18 protein-coding genes and 1 riboswitch are annotated in these 19,775 nt (G+C 35.3%); of the genes, 11 read left to right on the plus strand and 7 right to left on the minus strand.

The annotated features are described in order from the left end of the window. Positions 1 to 9: 9 nt before the first annotated feature. The gene (locus tag QZ136_RS11865) at positions 10 to 1,566 is read right to left on the minus strand and encodes a SulP family inorganic anion transporter (RefSeq protein WP_291403793.1); all 1,557 of its coding nucleotides are present in this window, start codon (positions 1,564 to 1,566) and stop codon (positions 10 to 12) included. A gap of 155 nt (positions 1,567 to 1,721) precedes the next feature. Between QZ136_RS11865 and QZ136_RS11870 the strand changes: the two genes are divergently transcribed. Both QZ136_RS11870 and QZ136_RS11875 read left to right on the plus strand, forming a co-directional pair. Next, the gene (locus QZ136_RS11870) at positions 1,722 to 2,393 is read left to right on the plus strand and encodes a TetR/AcrR family transcriptional regulator (protein ID WP_291403795.1); all 672 of its coding nucleotides are present in this window, start codon (positions 1,722 to 1,724) and stop codon (positions 2,391 to 2,393) included. A 118-nt stretch (positions 2,394 to 2,511) separates the two neighbouring features. Next, positions 2,512 to 3,525, plus strand: coding sequence for a dipeptide epimerase (locus QZ136_RS11875; RefSeq protein ID WP_291403797.1), 1,014 nt, complete (start codon positions 2,512 to 2,514; stop codon positions 3,523 to 3,525). A 3-nt stretch (positions 3,526 to 3,528) separates the two neighbouring features. Here the strand turns inward: QZ136_RS11875 and QZ136_RS13470 are convergent, their stop codons facing one another. Further along, a complete protein-coding gene (locus tag QZ136_RS13470; protein ID WP_363245315.1) occupies positions 3,529 to 3,726 on the minus strand; it encodes a DUF6358 family protein in 198 nt (65 codons plus the stop codon). Positions 3,727 to 3,731: 5 nt separating this feature from the next. Continuing rightward, positions 3,732 to 4,046: a rhodanese-like domain-containing protein gene (locus QZ136_RS11880; protein WP_291403799.1), complete on the minus strand. Its 315-nt coding sequence runs from the start codon at positions 4,044 to 4,046 to the stop codon at positions 3,732 to 3,734. A gap of 1,160 nt (positions 4,047 to 5,206) precedes the next feature. Between QZ136_RS11880 and QZ136_RS11885 the strand changes: the two genes are divergently transcribed. The 4 genes from QZ136_RS11885 (at position 5,207) to QZ136_RS11900 (ending at position 8,567) form a co-directional block, all read left to right on the plus strand. Beyond that, positions 5,207 to 5,608, plus strand: coding sequence for a hypothetical protein (locus QZ136_RS11885; protein ID WP_291403801.1), 402 nt, complete (start codon positions 5,207 to 5,209; stop codon positions 5,606 to 5,608). 197 nt (positions 5,609 to 5,805) lie between these two features. Then, positions 5,806 to 6,129, plus strand: coding sequence for a hypothetical protein (locus QZ136_RS11890; protein WP_291403803.1), 324 nt, complete (start codon positions 5,806 to 5,808; stop codon positions 6,127 to 6,129). Positions 6,130 to 6,676: 547 nt separating this feature from the next. Next, positions 6,677 to 7,972 carry a M20/M25/M40 family metallo-hydrolase gene (locus QZ136_RS11895; RefSeq protein WP_291403805.1) on the plus strand — a complete coding sequence of 432 codons (1,296 nt, stop codon included), beginning with the start codon at positions 6,677 to 6,679 and terminating at the stop codon, positions 7,970 to 7,972. A 304-nt stretch (positions 7,973 to 8,276) separates the two neighbouring features. Continuing rightward, positions 8,277 to 8,567 (plus strand): GIY-YIG nuclease family protein, encoded by a 291-nt coding sequence (locus tag QZ136_RS11900; protein WP_291403807.1) that lies wholly within the window; start codon positions 8,277 to 8,279, stop codon positions 8,565 to 8,567. Between the two features lie 210 nt (positions 8,568 to 8,777). Here QZ136_RS11900 and QZ136_RS11905 read toward each other — a convergent pair whose 3' ends face one another. Genes QZ136_RS11905 through QZ136_RS11920 form a run of 4 tightly spaced genes read right to left on the minus strand, consistent with a single transcriptional unit; the run spans position 8,778 to position 12,879 of the window. Beyond that, complete coding sequence (locus tag QZ136_RS11905) at positions 8,778 to 9,266, minus strand: GNAT family N-acetyltransferase (RefSeq protein ID WP_291403809.1); 489 nt, start codon at positions 9,264 to 9,266, stop codon at positions 8,778 to 8,780. 1 nt (position 9,267) lies between these two features. After that, entirely contained in the window at positions 9,268 to 9,834 is a 567-nt protein-coding gene (locus QZ136_RS11910; protein WP_291403811.1) for a thiamine pyrophosphokinase, read from the minus strand. Between the two features lie 36 nt (positions 9,835 to 9,870). Next, positions 9,871 to 10,506 (minus strand): thiamine phosphate synthase, encoded by a 636-nt coding sequence (locus tag QZ136_RS11915; RefSeq protein WP_291403813.1) that lies wholly within the window; start codon positions 10,504 to 10,506, stop codon positions 9,871 to 9,873. A 6-nt stretch (positions 10,507 to 10,512) separates the two neighbouring features. Beyond that, the gene (locus QZ136_RS11920) at positions 10,513 to 12,879 is read right to left on the minus strand and encodes a TonB-dependent receptor (protein ID WP_363245320.1); all 2,367 of its coding nucleotides are present in this window, start codon (positions 12,877 to 12,879) and stop codon (positions 10,513 to 10,515) included. 46 nt (positions 12,880 to 12,925) lie between these two features. After that, positions 12,926 to 13,103: riboswitch (TPP riboswitch) on the minus strand. 412 nt (positions 13,104 to 13,515) lie between these two features. On the opposite strand from QZ136_RS11920, the gene aspS reads away from it, so the two are divergent. The 5 genes from aspS (at position 13,516) to QZ136_RS11945 (ending at position 19,746) form a co-directional block, all read left to right on the plus strand. Further along, positions 13,516 to 15,261, plus strand: coding sequence for an aspartate--tRNA ligase (aspS, locus tag QZ136_RS11925; RefSeq protein ID WP_291403815.1), 1,746 nt, complete (start codon positions 13,516 to 13,518; stop codon positions 15,259 to 15,261). Between the two features lie 668 nt (positions 15,262 to 15,929). Then, positions 15,930 to 17,573, plus strand: a complete 1,644-nt coding sequence (locus tag QZ136_RS11930; protein ID WP_291403817.1) for a vitamin K epoxide reductase family protein — start codon at positions 15,930 to 15,932, stop codon at positions 17,571 to 17,573. A gap of 121 nt (positions 17,574 to 17,694) precedes the next feature. Further along, positions 17,695 to 17,892: a hypothetical protein gene (locus QZ136_RS11935; protein ID WP_291403819.1), complete on the plus strand. Its 198-nt coding sequence runs from the start codon at positions 17,695 to 17,697 to the stop codon at positions 17,890 to 17,892. A gap of 86 nt (positions 17,893 to 17,978) precedes the next feature. After that, complete coding sequence (locus tag QZ136_RS11940) at positions 17,979 to 19,505, plus strand: redoxin domain-containing protein (RefSeq protein WP_291403821.1); 1,527 nt, start codon at positions 17,979 to 17,981, stop codon at positions 19,503 to 19,505. A gap of 28 nt (positions 19,506 to 19,533) precedes the next feature. Then, the gene (locus tag QZ136_RS11945; RefSeq protein ID WP_291403824.1) at positions 19,534 to 19,746 is read left to right on the plus strand and encodes a hypothetical protein; all 213 of its coding nucleotides are present in this window, start codon (positions 19,534 to 19,536) and stop codon (positions 19,744 to 19,746) included. Positions 19,747 to 19,775 lie beyond the last annotated feature (29 nt).

A 19,775-nucleotide genomic window follows, 5' to 3' on the forward strand; every position in this document is an offset into this window, starting at 1 on the left:
TAATTTTAATTAATTTACAATTGGTTCTATAAAATTGATGGTTTCTACTTTTATGTTTTTTGTCTTCGCATTTGTACGGTAATTGATAATCAACTCAATTACATCATGCGCAATTGATTTAGATTTTGTACAATCAATAATCACCTTGGAATTTTCAGGGATCTCATCTAATACCTTTAAAACACTAGCCTTATTAAAGAAAGAAACTTCTTCAGCTAAGGATAAATGATATACTTTCTGACCCTCCTCTGTGCTTGTTCTTGTTTGTAAATGGTGTGAATTTCTATAACTATGACGTAGCGTATAAAATATTCCGAAAAGTAAACCTATGGTGATTCCTTTAAGTAAATCGGTTAATAATATAGCAACAACTGTAGCTACAAAAGGTATAAATTGCTCCCAGCCTAATTTGTACATCTGCTTGAATAGCTCGGGTTTCGCTAGTTTATATCCTACCATAATCAAAATGGCCGCCAAACTTGCCAATGGAATCATATTTAACAATCCAGCAATAGTTATCGCGCTAATTAATAAAAACACGCCGTGTAAAATTGCCGACATTTTTGTCTTCCCACCAAATGAGATATTTGCCGAGCTTCTTACAATTACTTGCGTGATTGGAAGTCCACCAATTAAGCCAGAAATAATATTTCCTAATCCTTGGGCTTTTAACTCCTGATTTGTTGGTGTTACACGTTTATAGGGATCAATTTTATCTGTCGCTTCAACACAAAGTAAAGTCTCTAAACTTGCTACAATGGCTAATACAATCGCTATTTTATAAATTTCCGGATTGCTTAATTGGCTAAAATCTGGAAATGTAAATTGTGTTAAGAATTGTGAAAAGTTTTCAGCAACAGGAAGTTGAACTACCTGATCAGTTGCTAAACTAAAGTTTAAAACACCATTTTGATATAAATAATTCATTAAAATACCAAAGGCAACTACCACAATTGGTCCCTGAATTAATTGGAAAATTTTATGCTTTTTAGTCAGGACGGTATCCCAAAGTATTAATATTACTAGCGAAATTGCCGCAATTAATAATGCCCCTGGTGTAACCCATTCAAATGCATTCGTTATTGCTGAGAAGGTATTCTCACCATCTGCTTGTATAAATGAATCATCACCCTCTACATCTTTATCGTATCCTAAAGCATGCGGAATTTGCTTCAAAACGATAAGTAAACCAATACCCGTAAGCATACCCTTAATTACTGAAGATGGAAAGAAATAGGCAATAAAACCTGCTTTTGCAAATCCCATGGCTAATTGAATAATACCAGCAATTACTACTGCCAATAAAAATGCTGGCCATGATCCTAGAGTTGCAATGGATGTTAATACAATTACGGCTAAACCAGCTGCCGGACCGCTAACCCCTAATGCCGAACCGCTCGCCATCCCAACAATAATACCTCCAATAATACCCGCAATAATTCCCGAAAAAAGTGGAGCACCAGATGCAAGGGCAATACCTAAACAAAGTGGAACAGCCACGAAAAACACGACTATACTCGCTGGGAGGTCGTTTTTTAGTTCCTTAAACATGTTTTTTGATTCCATTTCCTAATTTTTTTCTTGTTATTTAATAAAACAAAGATAGTATCATTATTTTAAATGATAGTAATACTATCTCATATAATTGTAAAACTTTTATCTAACTTTGTAATTCAGAAATAATTGAATGCAATTTGTGTTCAGAAATAAAAGATGATCTTATGGAATTACAGCTTCAGATTAAAATGAATGACAAATTGTTTGTTCGCAACCCTGAGCAGACAGATCTTGGTCGGAAAATTATACAAAATAGTATTCAACTGATTCATGAACATGGATTTGAGGCTTTTACTTTTAAAAAGCTTGCCGAAGTAATTGGCTCAACTGAAGCAGGTATTTACCGTTATTTTGAAAATAAGCATCGTTTATTGATTTATCTTACTGCTTGGTATTGGAGTTGGTTAGAGTTTCGTGTTACTTTCCACCTGAACAATATTTCTGATCCTTCAATCAAATTGAAAAAGCTTATTCAGCTTTTGGCTGCCAATGTGGTGGATGATGACACTACAATATACGTTAACGAAAGTCTTTTACATCAAATTATTATTGCTGAAGGTTCAAAAGCTTATCTTACAAAGCATGTTTCTGAAGATAATAAAGATCAATTATTTAAGCCTTATAAAGATCTTTGTACTATAATTTCGGGCATAATTTTAGAGTATAACCCAGCTTATACACATCCTCGTTCACTCGCAAGTACCATTATTGAAATGGCACATTTGCAGGTATTTTTTATGCATCATTTGCCTTCACTTACTGATTTTGGAGATTGTAAGGATGAGCAATTGGTGGTTCAATTTTTAGAAGATTTAGTTTTTTGTAGTATTCGTTAGTGCTTTCTCAATCTTAAAAATTCAGCAAATTGGTCAACAAATGTTTTATAGGAATTTTATTCCCATAAAATCGTCTCAATGCTATAAATTTCGTTATTTAGTAATATAATTTATTGATATGAAGATCAGCTATAAACCATTTGAGCTTAATTTAAGGCATCCATTTACCATCGCAAAATTTTCTCGTACCTCCACTCCAATCATGCTGATGGAAATTTGTCACGAGGGTTTTACTGGTTACGGCGAGGCTTCTATGGTACCTTACATGGGCGAAAATATTGAAACTGCCAATACTTTCATGTCGAAAGTTGATCTTTCTTGGTTAAAAACTCCCTTTGATTTTGATGAAGTAATTGCCTATCTCGATAGCATTGCACCCGGAAATCCTAATATTAAAGCTGCTATTGATATTGCTTTACATGATCTTAGAGGTAAAATTGAACAAAAACCTTGCTATCAATATTTTGATGCTGATCCTTCAAAAATGCCTCCTACATCTTATACACTAGGTATTGATACTCCCGAAGTGCTCTTAGAAAAAATTAAGGCTGGCGAAGATTGTCATATCATCAAAGTGAAATTGGGTAGAGATAATGATAAAGAATTAATTAATACCATCCGCTCTGCGACAGATAAACCACTTTTTGTGGATGCAAATCAGGGTTGGAAAGATAAACAAGAGGGACTTGACATGGTATTTTGGTTGCATGAGCAGGGTGTAGTTTTAATTGAGCAACCTATGGCCAAAGAAGATCCTGATTCAAATGCTTGGATTACTGAACGTAGTCCCGTAGCCATTGTTGGCGATGAGTCTGTTCAACGTTTTGCTGATGTTCAAAAGGCTCAAGGTGTTTATCATGCTATCAATATGAAGCTGATGAAAAGCGCCGGAATGCATGAAGGCTACCGTATGATTATGAAGGCAAAAGAGCTGGGTTTGAAAACAATGGTGGGATGTATGAGTGAGACGAGCTGCGGAACATTAGCAGCCGCTGCTTTAGCCCCACTTTGCGATTGGGTTGACCTCGACGGACCATTCCTAACGAGTAATAATCCGTATAAAGATCCAGAATTTAAGAATGGAAGATGGGTATTGAATGATTTACCTGGCCTCGGACTTATTAAACCTTAATATTTAGCTTTTTTTGGGCTTATTTGTCAGGCTTCTTACACTTTTAACAAGCCTAAATTTAAGATAAATAAGCATGGCTAATGGTGGTAATCCTGCAAAAATGTATAAATAATACTTGTTTTTGAAAGACCAAGCCAAAGAAATCACCACCACAATGATGGCGATGTTCAGGAAAATATTAAATAAGATTTTTTTGAACATAATAATTAATAAACCGGCATATCTGGTTCAAATTCTGCCTTCCAAGCAAGAATGCCACCCTTTAAATTATACAGATTGGTATAGCCTAACTGCTCGAGCTGGTTTAATGCAGCCGCACTTCTTGCCCCACTTCTGCATTGCATAATTACGGGTTTATCTTTGCTAATCTGATCCGCCTCTAATAATAGTCCCGCAAGTGGAATATTTAAACCACTCAGATTAGACATTTCATACTCAAAAGTCTCACGTACATCAATCAACTGGAAGTCTTCCTTGTTGTCGATCATCTTTTTTAGGTCCTGTACAGTTATTTCGTTCATGGCTTATAAATAATAGTAAAGGTACGATTTATGAAATATTAAAACAGATACATAGTCATTTTTTAATTAGGAAACTCTCGCTAAGACGCAGAGACGCAAAATGTTGTCTTTCGAAGCACCTCTGGTCGGTGTTGTCACCGTACCAGTCGTTTTATGTCCCATTATATGTAATCTTAAAATGAGATTGAAATAGGTTTCCCGCAGATTTTCGGGGATTTACGCAGATAGGATCTCGCAAAGGTGCTGAGGCGCAAAATTCATTTTATTTAATAATGGAATACCGCCTTGTCTTTGCGAGGAGGCACGACGAAGCAATCTATATATTTATCCAAAGCCCTAAAATTAATATGTCTAGAATGGGATTGCTTCGGTACCCTGGTAATGACAATACCTAGTTTTCATCAATTTCTTAATAATTATATATTTTAAACTCTCCTTAGTTTTTTAAAATCAAATGTTCTAATCCACTCATTTCTAAATACTATGTACTAAATACTAAGTACTAATTACCCCATCGTCTGTAGAACATTAAATATGTTTGGACTAGTAAAAAATCGCTAAATATTTAATTTGAAATTAATATATTTATTAAATAATTATAAAATAGCAATTTAAATATGGAAAGAGCTATAGCGGTATTCATGAAAATTAAACCATGGTTATGGTATATCATATGTATTAGCATTTTACTATTTGTGTTCGCTCGTTTAAACTGGATTTCTAGCGATCAAAAGTATCTAGTGCTTTTTAGTGGTATTACCGTTCTGAAATTCTTCACTCTTTACAAATCAATTAAATCTAGAAATGTGGTAATAATAGTGGTTGACATTATTTTTTCGATTGTTATTTTTTATGGCATGTATATATTTCTCCAACGTTTTTTTAATTAAAAACTATTTAATACTGAATCTAAAATCATGAAACCCAAATACTGGTTTTTTAGCGCAATTTTATTAATTTTATTAGCCAATTTACCTCAGATTTCCGATTTTCAAAGATATTTGCTGGCATTCTCTTTTGTAACCTTAGTAATACTCCTAAGGCTTTACAGAGCATTTAAATCAGAAAATACAAAAATAATTATAATTCATATTCTTGTTTCATCTATTGTTTTTTACTTTATGTTCCATGTTTTACAACGCTATATTTAATTCATTTGTATGAAATTTATTTTAGGCATAATTTTTCTATTCTTTTTTCAAGATCAACCTTTATTACAAAAAATAAAGGCTGATCCTGATTATTTAGTTTATATGGATACACAGATTCAGATTAGAGATGGTTTTAGTTCGAAACGCTTTGTTTTTCCTCCCAATGCTGCTGATTTATTAAAGAGTGAATTAAAGACTATTGATGAGCAGCATTGGATTGATACTTATAAAAAAGCTGGAATGGTTAATTCAGAAGAGTATGTTAAATTACATTTCTTGAGTATAAATAGTATGTTAAAAGTGGTTTCTAAGTTTCAAACTGAACTTCTCAAACTACCAGCCGATAAGCAAAGGGAAATATTTATGGAGCTAAGTAAACTTCCTCCAGCCCCAATACCTGAATTGTATTAGGATTATCTTGTGGACGGTGTTATTACCGTACCACGAGTGTAGAATTTAGCTTAGCGCTTCTACGATTTAATAAATGAGTTATCGCCTCCAGACTCGCTACTATTGCTACTTGGTCGCTCTTATTCTTAACCCTATACAAATGTTAACATGTTTGTTAAACTGTTAAATTTTAATTAAAGCTTATAATGGTAATCAGTATGAAAAAGTTAATCACGTTATTTATTCTAATATTAACAATAAGTCAAGTATTTGCACAGACTGAGCCTAAAACAAAATCTAAAACTATAGACAAGGATTTATTGTTAAATAAACCCAAAATGGTCCAGGGCTTTGAATTGCACAAAAAGACCATGGATAACAGTTACCTTTTAATTGTTGATGATAAAATTTATAATGGCCTAGATAGTGATTTTAAAAATATCAATAGAGAATCAATCGAATTGATCAGAACTATTAGTGATACATTATCTAAAACATCCGTAAAGCATGTTTTAATATTTAAAACCAAAACAAAATTTTAGTTGATTTCCCTGTCCTTAGAGTTTAGCCCTTCGCGGCTCTAAGGATTAGCAAATGATCAGAGTCTTCAGACTCGATTTTAAAAAAAATCTTCCCTGTCCTTAGAGTTTAGCCCTTCGCGGCTCTAAGGATTAGCAAATGATTAGAGTCTTCAGACTCAATTTAATAATGGAATACCCCCTTGTCTTTGCGAGGAGGCACGACGAAGCAATCTATATAATCATCCAAAGCCTTAAAATTACTATGTCTAGAATGGGATTGCTTCGATACCCTACCATTGACAATACCTAGTTTTCATCAATTACTTAAAAATTATATATCTAAAACTCTCCTTGGTTTTTTAAAATCAAATTTTCTAATCCACTCATTTCTAAATACTATGTACTAATTACTAAGTACTAATCACCCTATCAACCTCATTTTTTCCAATATTTTCTATCCCTTTTCAGCTTTTTGACTTACCTTCGATAATCTTCACAAAATAATTTTTGTTTAGATATTATCCTGTGGTCGGTGTTATCACCGCACCACTTTTAATTGAATAGATACATGAAAAATTTATACATAGCTATTGTTGCCCTTTTATTTTTAAGCTCTTGTGCAGTCCAAAAGCCTGAGAAACTAATAAAAGAAGCCGATGTTGCCCGTTTAATAAAAACGCTTTCATCTGATGAAATGGAAGGTAGAGCATCTTTCACTCCCGGAATAGATAAGGCCGCTAAATTTATTGAAAATGAGTTTGAAGAAATTGGACTTCAGCCGGTAGAGGTACACATGGGTTACCGTCAGGAGTTCAGCGTAAAAAGAATTAAAGCCGGACAAATTGAGGCGATACTCAATGGTAAGTCAATTGAATCGCAAAATGTGTTTGCAGTTTCTGATCTTCCTAATTTTGAATTTAATAATAATGCAGGAAATACGGTTTACCGTATCGCAGCAAGCGAGCAGTTTATTCCTCGTTACCGCGAAATTATTGCCACGAAAACTAAAGCCCTAGTACTTGTTGATAATCAGCATGCTACAGCCTTTAAGCGATTTAAAGATAATTCTTCTAGAGGGCGTGTAGTAGAAAGTGTGAATGAATCGGCCGCCATCGTTTTTGTTTTAGGTGAAACAGATGCTAATTCTTTCAATGTAAAAGCAAGTAATGTTATTGAGGAGCTTCCATTGTTTAATGTGGCAGGTATGATTCCTGGAAAAACTAAACCAAAGGAAATTGTATTAATTTCTGCTCATTATGATCATTTAGGCATCGTGAAAGCTGTTGATGGTGATGCTATTGCCAATGGTGCTGATGATGATGCATCAGGTACTACCGCAGTTATTTCTTTAGCAAGATATTACAAGAAATTAAATAATAATGAGCGTAGCCTAGTATTTGTGGCCTTCACTGCCGAAGAAATTGGTGGTTTCGGTGCTCGATACTTTTCATCTCAGTTAAACCCTGAAGATGTTGTGGCTATGTTTAACATCGAAATGATTGGTAAGGAGTCGAAATTTGGTAAAAATGCGGCTTTTATAACAGGTTATGATAAATCTGATTTCGGTGAGATACTTCAGAAAAACTTAGTTGGCACAGATTTTAAATTTCATCCAGATCCTTATCCAAGTCAAAATCTTTTTTACCGTAGTGATAATGCTACACTTGCTGCATTGGGTGTTCCTGCGCATACAATTTCAACAGATCAGATTGACACCGATAAATTTTATCATACAGTCAATGATGAATTTGAAACCTTAGATGTATCAAATATTTATTCGACCATTAAAGCCATTGCTTTGAGTGCTAGGAGCATTATTTCCGGGACTGATACGCCAAAGAGAATACCGAAATTGAAGCAATAATTTTGTTTTTTAACAGTTTAGTGAACTTCGTTAAAATGTCATCCCGAAACTTGCTTTTCCGCAGGTGAGGGAACTTCGTTAAGCACAAAAACTTTAGCCTTTATAAAAATTTCTCTCACTAAGTTCCCTCAAACGTTCGGGATGACAGGTGCATGGTGTTTAAAAAAAACGATGTCATCCCGAAACCTGCCCTTCCGCAGGTGAGGGACCTTTATTAAATCACAAAAAATCGCCATTTCCTCAATCAAATCTACCGCTCAATAGATTTTTTATTTCGTTCGTATGAATCTGGATAAATTTATTTATGTGGAATTACAATTACTACGTTTACATAACTACCAATCCAGATAAAACTGTACTTTATGTTGGAGTAACAAACGATATCGAAAGAAGGCTTTTCGAGCATCATGAAAACAAAGGGAAATGGGAAACTTTTGCAGGAAGGTATTTTTGTTATAATCTCATTTGGTTTGAACATTTTTTTGATATTAATGAAGCTATTATGCGGGAAAAAGAGATCAAAGGTTGGAGAAGAGAAAAAAAAGAGCTCTTAATTGCTAAATCAAATCCTGATTGGAAAACGATTAAATTGTAAAGAAATCAATTTTACGCGCATAGCGTTTAAAAAATCGATGTCATCCCGAAACCTGCTCTTCCGCAGGTGAGGGACCTTCGTTAAGCACAAAAACTTTAGCCTTTATAAAAATTTCTCTCACTAAGTTCCCTCACTGCGTTCGGGATGACAGGTGCATGGCGTTTAAAAAAATTAATGTTCACCAATCTGATTTTCATCAGTATGACTGATTTATAATTCCTTGCGCATCACATAGTCATTTAGCACAAAATGATGGTAATTGATGTCTAGCGTTTGGTAGATTTCAAAGCCTGTCTTTTTATAAAAATGCTGTGCCGGATTGCCTCTATTTACATTTAATTCGAGTGTTTTTCCACCTTTGAGCTTAGCAGAATCAGCCACATGCTCAATTAGTTTTTTGCCAGTTCCTAATCCTTGTTCGCTTGGTAAAATATAGAGTTTGTGTAGCTTAAACACCTGATTTTCAGCATCAATTAATGAATAGGCTGCAAATCCAATACCTATATTTTCTCTTTCAGCAATCAAGAAATCAATACCCGAATTCATTTGTTTTTGGAGACTTCCAGGAGAATACATATCCTCTAACATGAAGCTGATTTGTTCATCGCTGATAATCGAGCTATAGCTAGGCCACCATGTTTTTTCGGCTAATTCACTGATGAGTGGGATGTCTATTTCTGTGGCAATTCTAATGATCATATTAAATGGATTCGGCGATAAAAATAAAGGGCTGCTCAAAGGTTAGGGAGTAAAAGCCATCTTTTTCGGTAGCAAATATATGATCTTCCACTTTTTTTAATCCGCTACAATGTAAGTTATGTACTTCATGAAGGATATGAATTTCCTCTCCTGCGGCTTGCCATTTGCTAAATCCAGATCGGACTGGAAATATTTTTTGATTCCCAATAAATACCACAATGTCAAGGTCATCCACAAAAAGAACATAATCCTTCAATGAAAATTCCTTGGTGATGATGTTAACTGCGGGGTAATGCTCGCCATCTAAAAACTTTAGCGCATCCTCCAATGGTTCGCTATCTGATAAAATGAGTTTGGTGCTTTCCTGAGTATAAAAATGCGGGTCTTTAGTGAGTACAGCATCTATTTTTATGCCCATAGAATCTACCAATTCATAAATATCTTCGTTTACAATTAACGTCGGACTCCATTCTAAGATTTGTCCCAAGTTCTCACTTTCAAAGCCTTCCAAACTCATAATTAATAAGGCAGGCTCCTGTTTTTCGCGAACTATGTGATGTGATGACATGAATCAAAAATAACAAAGCCTTTTGATTGTTTCACCTTAATAGATCTTTTTGTAAAAATCTTTGATCATTAAGCCCGGATTCTCAGCCAGATTTACAGCTCCAGAAACGGCTATACCATAAATTCCTGTGCTAATTAGATCTTCCGTATCTTCCAGTTTTATGCCTCCAACAGCTATCAGAGGGATGTCTATCTCAAGTTCTTGCATTTTTTGTACCATCTCTTGATATCCCGAAAGGCCTAAAATTGGATAATCATTAACTTTTGTTTTTGTGATGGCAAAAGGACCGCAACCTATATAATCAACCACCCCAGAAGCATAAATACGTTGAATATCTTCTATAGTATTTGCCGAAGCACCTAATGTTTTTTCATCGCTAATGGCATGACGAATGGCATTAAAATCAGCATTCATATCTTCTATATGAACACCTTGAGCATCTACTTGATCGAGTAAATGATAATGATTAGTAAGAATTAGAGTCGCGCCCCAATCATCACAAATGGAAGCAATTTCATGTATTTCTTGAATCAATGCCTCATCATTTTTTGATAAACATCGGTACTGAATCCAGTTGGCACCAGACTGACAGGCTATTTCTACTTGCTCAACATGTTTGCGCTGCGGTAAATCCTGACTCAGGTAATGAAATTTAGAAATGTATTTTCTCATAGCGAATTAAAATTTTAAACCTAAGGCAAGCAGAAAGTTACGTGTTGCTTGTGGATAATAGTAGTTTTCTGTTGTAAAATCACCGCCATACATATAGCTAAAAGTATAACCATTTGCTTCGTATAATTCAGAGAAAACATTATTCACCATCAAGGTAATTCCTAGATTTTTTATGGCGCCAACTTTGGTATTATATCTCAAGCGAATATCATTCACAAAAAAAGCATCTAATTTTCTTTGTGAATTGGATGTATTATCTAGGAATTGTTGAGAAACATACTTGCTGATGAATGCCATTTCAGTTTTTTTCATGGGAATAAAACTGAGTTCACTTGAGCTAATGAAGTTCGGAGAAAATGCAAGGTCGGTATTGCTATAATTGTTCACAATTTGTCCGCCATTATCATAATCATCTACGTATTCAGTAAAGTTTTTAACTCTATTTTGACTCAATGATGCGCTGAAGTTCCAAGATAAGCTATTGTTAATTTGGACTCTAGAATCGAGTTCTAAGCCATATCTATAGCTTTTTTCAACATTTTGGCGTATGTATTCGCCCACATCATTTACTTTACCAGTTAGTACTAGCTGGTCATTATAGAACATGGCATAGGCATTAATTCCGGCATTAAAATTCTGTCTCCGATGTCTGTAGCCAGTTTCAATATTCAAAAGATTTTCTGCTTTTGGGCGATTTGAGCTATTCGAATTGATATAATCATCGCGATTAGGCTCTTTATTGGCTACAGCAAGAGAAGCGTAAAGATTGCTTTGTGGATTAATGTCGTAGCTAAAACCTAGCTTCGGATTGAAAAAGTTTAATTCATCAGTCTGATCAAGAGCCATTCTATTTTTATCGGTTCCATTTACCCTGTAGTTTACACGAAAATATTGTAAATCTGCGTACAAATTAAACTGCCCTACATTAAATTCTGCTTTCGCGAATGTATTGAAATCGGTTTTAAAGCCATTTCCTTTGTAATAGGGCACGATATTATTTCCTATCGGGATAAACTGGCCTCTAATTACCTCCCCAAAATGATCTCCATCATATTCATTATAAGCACCACCAAGGGTATAATTTATTTTTGAATTGGGATTATAATTCAGGGAATAGGTTAATCCATAGTAATGATTATCGAGCCAACGGCGTCTGATAAGATCACTTCTATCTATCGTAATAGACCCTGCTGGAAAAGGTGAAATACCATAATTTTCTAAGTCTTGATCTTCTTTAAATTCCTCAAAATAACCTCTTCCTTTGGTATAATGAAGAGCGGTATTGGCCGAAAATACGGGCGAAAAGCTATGCGAATAGAGTAATTGATAATGATCTTGAATATAATTATCCGTTTGATCATCATATGTAAAACTATTGTAGGTGCGGTTGCTTTTCAATAAATTTTCAGGAACACCATTCCATGCTTGATATGTTTTTTCGGATCCAGAAAACACATTAAAGCGCAATAAATCTTTTTTGCCATAATAGGCACCACTTAAGAAATAGGATTTTAAATCGGATGAACCTCTGTCGATATAGCCATCCGACTCAATTCTTGATAATCGGCCATCAAAACTAAATTTATTGTTAATGAGACCCGTACCCACATTCACCGTATTTTTTATCGTATTAAAAGATCCCAAAGTATTATTGATTTCCGCATAAGCAGAATCATTTTTAGTGGTAGTTTGAATGTTTAAGCTGGCTCCAAAGGCACCTGCACCATTGGTGGATGTACCTACGCCTCTTTGAATTTGAATATTATCAACAGATGAGGCGAAGTCGGGGAGGTTTACCCAAAACGTCCCTTGACTTTCAGGGTCATTATAAGGAATCCCATTGATGGTCACGTTAATTCGTGTTGGGTCGCTTCCGCGGATACGAATACCGGTATAGCCAACGCCATTTCCAGCATCGGAGTTAACTACTACCGAGGGACTTTGATTTAGGAGGAAGGGAAGGTCTTGTCCCAGATTGTTTTTCTGCAATTGCGCCTTGTTGATATTGCTATAGGTTGTGGCCGAGTTTTCGGAGGCACGAGTTGCTCTGACTAAAACTTCATCAGCAATGAGGCTATTTTTAGTGAGCAGTAAGTCTAAGCTTGTATTTCCAGTCAAATTGATGGAACGTTCAAGTGTTTGATAGCCGATAAAACTTACCTTTAATAGATAATTTCCTGCTTTTAAATTCTTGATTGTGAAATTCCCTGATTCATCACTCCGACTGTTGATTAATGAATTATCAAGGCTAATGCTGGCACCAGAAAGTGCTGAATCTGAATTTTTTTCTGAAATTTTCCCGCTAATAGAAAATTGAGCTGAAGCCATAAAAGGCATCAAGATTGCCGTAGCAATAAGTAATAACTTTTTCAATTTGATTAATTTTTTAGTTAAAAACCCTGCATAATGGGGTTATATGCAGCACATTAACTCTTACCTCCCTACGCCGGCATTATCCGGATCAGGTGCTCTCAAGAATTGTATTTTTCGTTTTTGGGCTTTTTAAAAGCTGTAAAACAATACAAAACTATCGATGGGTATATTCTCAGCCTGTTTTTGTGTTTGATTTCGCAAACAAGGCACCCCTTTTGATTCTACAAAGATACGAATAATTCTGGATTGGGGTTGGGAGTGACATTTTTTACATTTAATTTATTTGTTGGTGCTGCCCCCTCTAGAGGGGGATAAGCACAGCGACCCCTGCAATCGCGCTACAAAAAATAAATTTCATTATTTACCAGGTTGAATAGGCGCCTAGTATCCCCCGCAGGCGGGGGAATAAAAGGGGGTGGAATTTGGTTGGCAATTGGCAGAAAAATAATTTGTGCTATTCCTCCCCCTACCCCCTCTAGAGGGGGATATATGCACAGCGACCCCTGCTATCGTGCTAAAAAAATACATATCAGCTCAGAATTGTGAGTTTTTTTGGTACATAAAACACCATCCCAAATTTCCGTTTAGTCTTTACCGCCAAAAATCTTACTTTTGCATTCAATAAAATATAAAATAATGCTTAGAACACATACTTGCGGAGATCTAACTATCAATGATTTAAATAAGGAAGTTACGCTTACGGGTTGGGTGCAAAAATCGCGCGACTTAGGGGGAATGACTTTTATTGATATGCGTGATCGCTACGGAATAACACAATTAACCTTTAATTCGGACGATAATGCTGAATTGAGAGCACAGGCACGCGAATTGGGTCGTGAATTTGTTATTCGTGTAACAGGCAAAGTAATTGAGCGTTCTAACAAAAATTTAAAAATATCTACAGGAGAAGTTGAAATTAAAGTTTCCAATCTCGAATTACTAAATGCAGCAAAGCTTCCTCCCTTCCTTATTGAGGATGAAACGGATGGTGGTGATGACTTGCGTTTAAAATATCGCTATTTGGATTTACGTCGTAATCCGGTAAGAAATAACCTTGTTTTACGCCATAAAATGGCTCAAGAGGTAAGAAAATACTTAGATGGTTTAGACTTTATCGAAGTAGAAACTCCAGTATTGATTAAATCTACTCCTGAAGGGGCACGCGATTTTGTGGTTCCAAGTAGAATGAACCCAGGTGAGTTTTATGCCTTGCCACAGTCGCCACAAACCTTCAAGCAATTATTGATGGTTTCTGGTTTCGACCGCTATTTCCAGATTGTAAAGTGTTTTAGAGATGAAGATCTTCGCGCCGACAGACAGCCAGAATTTACGCAAATCGATTGCGAAATGGCATTTATTGAGCAGGAAGATATATTAAACGTATTCGAAGGCCTAATTCGTCAGCTTTTCAAAAATGTGAAAGGTGTTGATATTCCAGAGGTTCCAAGAATGCAATATGCCGATGCGATGCGTTTATACGGTTCTGATAAGCCAGATACCCGCTTCGACATGCAATTTGTGGAGTTAACTAGCATTGTTCAAGGACAAGGATTTCCGGTATTTGATGCCGCTGAACTGGTAATCGGAATCAATGCAAAGGGCTGCGCCGAGTACACCAGAAAGCAATTAGACGAATTGACAGATTTTATAAAACGCCCTCAAATTGGTGCTACAGGCTTAATTTATTTAAGACATGGTGCGGATGGAAGTTTAAAGTCGTCTGTAGATAAATTCTATTCTGAAGAAGAGCTTAAAAAATGGTCGGCAGCCTTTAATTCACAGCCTGGCGATTTAATTTTAGTAATGGCGGGTCATAAAGATAAAGTTCGTAAGCAATTAAGTGAGCTTCGCTTAGAAATGGGTAACCGTTTAGGTTTACGCGATAAAAATGTTTTTGCTCCATTATGGGTACTTGATTTCCCATTATTGGAGTGGGATGAAGATAGCCAACGTTACCATGCCATGCACCATCCATTTACTTCACCAAAGCCAGAAGATATTGCCATGCTTGATACCAATCCAGGTGAAGTGCGTGCAAATGCTTATGATATGGTAGTAAACGGGACTGAAATAGGCGGTGGTTCAATACGTATTCACGATAGAGATTTACAGTCTTTGATGTTTAAGCACCTAGGATTTAGTGTGGAAGAAGCACAAAAGCAATTCGGTTTCCTTTTGGATGCCTTTGAATATGGAGCTCCTCCACATGGTGGTATTGCCTTTGGTTTTGACCGTTTGGTATCAATTTTTGCCGGTTTAGATTCAATTCGTGATGTAATTGCATTCCCTAAAAACAACTCGGGCAGAGACGTTATGATCGATTCTCCTTCAACTATTGCTGATGAGCAATTGAAGGAGTTGAAGATTAAAACAACGGTATAGCCCGGTGTTTTAGCTCCGGTTTAGGGTGCGGTTTTCATATCGTACCACTCTGAACGGAGTTCATCCAGACGGCTTAAGCCCAAAATTTAAGCGACCAGAACGGAGCCAATACCGGTGCTTTAGCGCCATATTTCCGATATATAATCTACATCTACCAATCCCGAATGTTGATATCCCAAAATATCTAAACATTGTATTTTAGGGGATAAAGCCCAAAACCGAACGACTCATAAATCCCAGCTAAAGCTGGGACTTATTGAGCAATTGTTCTAGTGTCATGAAATAACAATTTTAAGGAGCCTATTGGAATAGGAAGAAGCCTAAACAATAGATTTTAACTGTGCTGATATCAGTTAAATATAAAAAAAATTTAAATGCAAAAAATCACTAAACCTACCAAGTTTTTTTGATTAGATTCATTCACATTAGTAAATATGTAGATCTTTCATATTGATATTTTGTTTTAACCCAGCAATTCAGATAAGTCAAAGGCATTATTTTCTATTTTGACCCATTAATAGATTTATAAGTATTTTGTCATGAAAATGTAAAAATAATTTAATTTTAATGTAAAAAAATACCGTTCAATATAAATTATAATTAAATTTATATCAATAAGTTTTAAATAATAAACTTAAAGTAGATACCATACTTATTAAAAGTTGCGTATGAATATTTCCATAATCCTGCCATACTTAAACCCTTTATATAGCCATCATCCGATAGGTTTTATTGTGGAACGACTACTCAAAAATCAAGGAATCAAGATTAGTACCAATTTACTTAACCAAAAGCTAACTGAACACCCTTATTTTCCGAGTTTATTAAGTATAAGCGATGTACTTACAGAAATTGGTATACCAAGCAATGCATACAAAACTGATCTGGATGACCTTAAACAAAACTTTGAAACTGCCGTACTGATACCTATGCAGATCGAGCAGGGCTTATTTTGTATCCTTGATAAAATAAAAGACGGGAATTTCAGAGTTATTACCGAAAAAGGGGAAGTGAAGTGGTTTGCAGAAGAAGATTTTATTAAAGCATGGTCCAGTGGTGTTTTGTTAGATGTCGAACAGCCTGCGGTGCCCATAGTATCTGTTAAGACTGATCCAAAAGTTTATCCAGGTTATTTAAAAAGTCTGTTGGCAATCTGTTGGGCAATATTAACTTTTTATGTTCTTCAAAGCCGGCTATCAGATTTAAATTTACAGCAAGTTACCTTAGTAATGTTAAATCTCAGTGGAACCTTTGTCTCATGGTTGCTGATATTACAACAATTAAATAAAAATAATGTCTTGGTTCAGCAGTTATGTCAAAGCAAAACCCACGAAGGTTGCAACTCTGTTTTAAACAATAATACGGCCATGATTACCACTTGGTTTAGTATGGCAGAAGCAGGCTTTGTATATTTTGCAGGAATGACATTACTTACCTTGTTTTCTAATACATACTCTTCACTTTATTTGCTTTTGTTTTGCGCGCCTGCATTTTCATTATATGCCATTTATTTACAAGCTTTTATAATTAAGCAGTGGTGTAGATTGTGCATGGCAGTACATACAATTGTAATTCTCTCGTTTTTAATAGCTGTTTATAATTATTGGGGAGGTATCCCTTTATTCCCAACTTTTGGAGAGTTAAGTGTTTTCATTTTGCCCGGGTTAGTGTGGCTTTTCCTTAAGCCCTACATTATTCAGCTAAAAGATATTAAACATTTTAAGTCGGAATTCACTAAATTAAAATACAATCCTGATATTTTTCTTGCCTTGATAACCCAAAAATCCAGAATAAATATTCCTCAAAGCCTGAAAGTATTTACACTTGGAAATAGGGCAGCAGAGCATGAACTTACCTTTGTTTCAAATCCTTACTGCGGACCCTGCGCAATGGCCCATGAAATAATTGATGAATGGTTAAAACAAGACCTGAACTTCAAGATCAATATTATTTTTATTCATTCCACTGATAAAAATGATAGACAACGGGTTTTTGTACAACATATAGCGAAAATATCTGACCAGGAAATATTTAAGGAAGTTATTCATGCTTGGTTTAGCTCGCATGGTACAAAAGATATCAGCAAATGGGCAGAAGAGTATGATCTTCAAAATAACGAATTACCTTATGATGAAGCGCATTTGCAAGCATGGGTTAATTTAGCTGAAATTGCTGCTACACCAACTTTTTTTATAAACGGTTACCCTCTTCCCAAAACTTACCAACTTGCACAAATACGCTATTTGATATCTGAAGTTCCCATTGAATATTCGGATACGAGCTCCCCTATCCTGCAAACTGAAATAATATAATTAATAGATCATATTAAAACAAAGAAATTGTTTGGCCAACAATGTTTGCCTGTCATCAGAATAACAGGATAGGGAAAGCCGAACCCGAAAATAGAGGCCTAAATTATTCAAATTTTTAATCATGAAAAAATTAAGTTTAAAAATGAAAGGCATTGGCGAAGTGCTAAGCAGAGAACAAATGAAAAATGTTTTAGGTGGTCGTGCATCTGAGGTTGATGGATGCAAAAATGAATGTGGTCCAGATTTACCTCCTTGTGCTATAGGAGATTGTAAAAACGTGGCTTGTGGTACTCAGGAAATATTCAAAATGTGCTACTAATTGTAACAAAGGGGTTCGGTAATTCGAGCCCCTTTGAATAGTTTAAGTGGGAAGTGTATAAAGAATCAATTTAAATTTCAGGACAAATGCAAGATAATAAGAGATTTAGAACAATGGGTTTAAGGCATTTTATCTATTGTTTGTTTTTTGTAGCAATTATCGATAGTGTTCAAGCTCAATCAAAATTCATTAAAACTCCTCCACAGTTAGCCAACATAAAAAGGCTTCAAGCAATGGTTGAGGCTAATCCTGAAAATTTGAAAGCTCACCAGACTTTCCTGAATGCCTTGGCTCCTGAGGACCCTTATCTTAAGATCCAATACGCTATATGGTTAAAACGTTTTCCAAAATCATTCAATGTGCCATTTTCAATTGGAAAATCGCTTACCAATAGGCTTTATCCGGAAGGCAGAGCCTTTCTTCTTAAGGCTGTAGAATTGAATCCAAAACATGCTGAAAGTTGGTTTTTATTAGGAATTGATGCAGCAAACTATGGGGACACTTTAGCCCAGCAGAAGTATATGGCAAAAGCGAAAGAGGCTGAACCAGAAAATTCTAAATATGCATTTCAATATGCATACTCATTTAAAGATACAAATCCTGCCACATTTGATTCCCTATCTATAGCTGTTGCCTTTAAGTTTCCTGATAGTGAGGAGGCGCCTTTAGCACTTACTTACCTTGCCTTAAACTCTAAAAATCCAAATGAAAAAATTGCATTTTTTGAGCAATTATATAAAAGATATTCAGCAAAGCCATATCCCTCTTCTTCTTACGGCATTCAGGCTTTTTTCAATTTACTACTTGAGAAAAATCCACAAAGGGCATTTGAAGTAGCTTTGAATATGGTAATTGAACCAAAGGTAAATCACTATGAATGGAGTAAAAATTTAAATTTAGTAAGAACTTATAGAGATGCCAAGAATATGATGGATTTAAATAATCCTTCAAAGGCACTTGAAGTACTTGATGGTCTTTCTGCAGAAAACAGAAAAAATGATAGATATGTTTTATTCAAAACAGAAATCATAGAAGCAATTTATGATAGTGAAGCTGCTTATGATACCTTATCATTGTTCTATGCGAAACGTCCCGGAATTAAGAGTCGTTTTGCCTTATTAGCTTATGCAAAGAAGTTTGGAAAAGATGAAGAACAAGTTGATTTGGATATTCGAAGTTTACGAGAAGCAGCAGCACCAATAGCTAAGGATTTTTATTTACAGAGATACACCGATACCAACAGAGTTTCTCTTTCGGATTATAAAGGCAAGATCATATTACTCACATATTGGTTTCCTACTTGCCCCCCATGCTTAGCAGAGTTTCCACACTTAGAATCGGTTGTAAAAAAATATACTAATAGGGAACTAGTTTACCTAGGTATTAATACAGAAAGAAAACAAGATGCATACGTTCTGCCATTTTTGAGGTCTAAGAGGTATAGTTTTCTTCCTCTGAAAGAAGAACCCAGAGATAAAGGCAATTTACATTATTGGGGGGTTCCTCAAAATTATCTGATTGATCAAAAAGGACGTGTTATGTTTTCAGATTTCCGAATTGATGAGAGCAACGAAGATATGCTGGATTTAATGATCAAGGAACTATTAGAGTAAAACATATATGTTATTCAAATTTTCAATCATGAAAAAATTAAGTTTAAAAATGAAAGGCATTGGAGAAATGCTAAGCAGAGAACAAATGAAAAATGTTTTAGGTGGTAAAGAATTTGAGGGTGGTGGAAACAATTGTGTGTGTTTACCTACAGCTTTGTTATGCAGCGGTGGTAATCCTTTAATGGCAACTACGTGTTACAGTACGAGTTTTGGAAATGGTATAAATTGTTGTAGATATTAATGGTATACTGGGTCATTTCATATGATCCA

The sequence above is a fragment of the Daejeonella sp. genome, assembly GCF_017495225.1.
Lineage (GTDB): Bacteria > Bacteroidota > Bacteroidia > Sphingobacteriales > Sphingobacteriaceae > Daejeonella.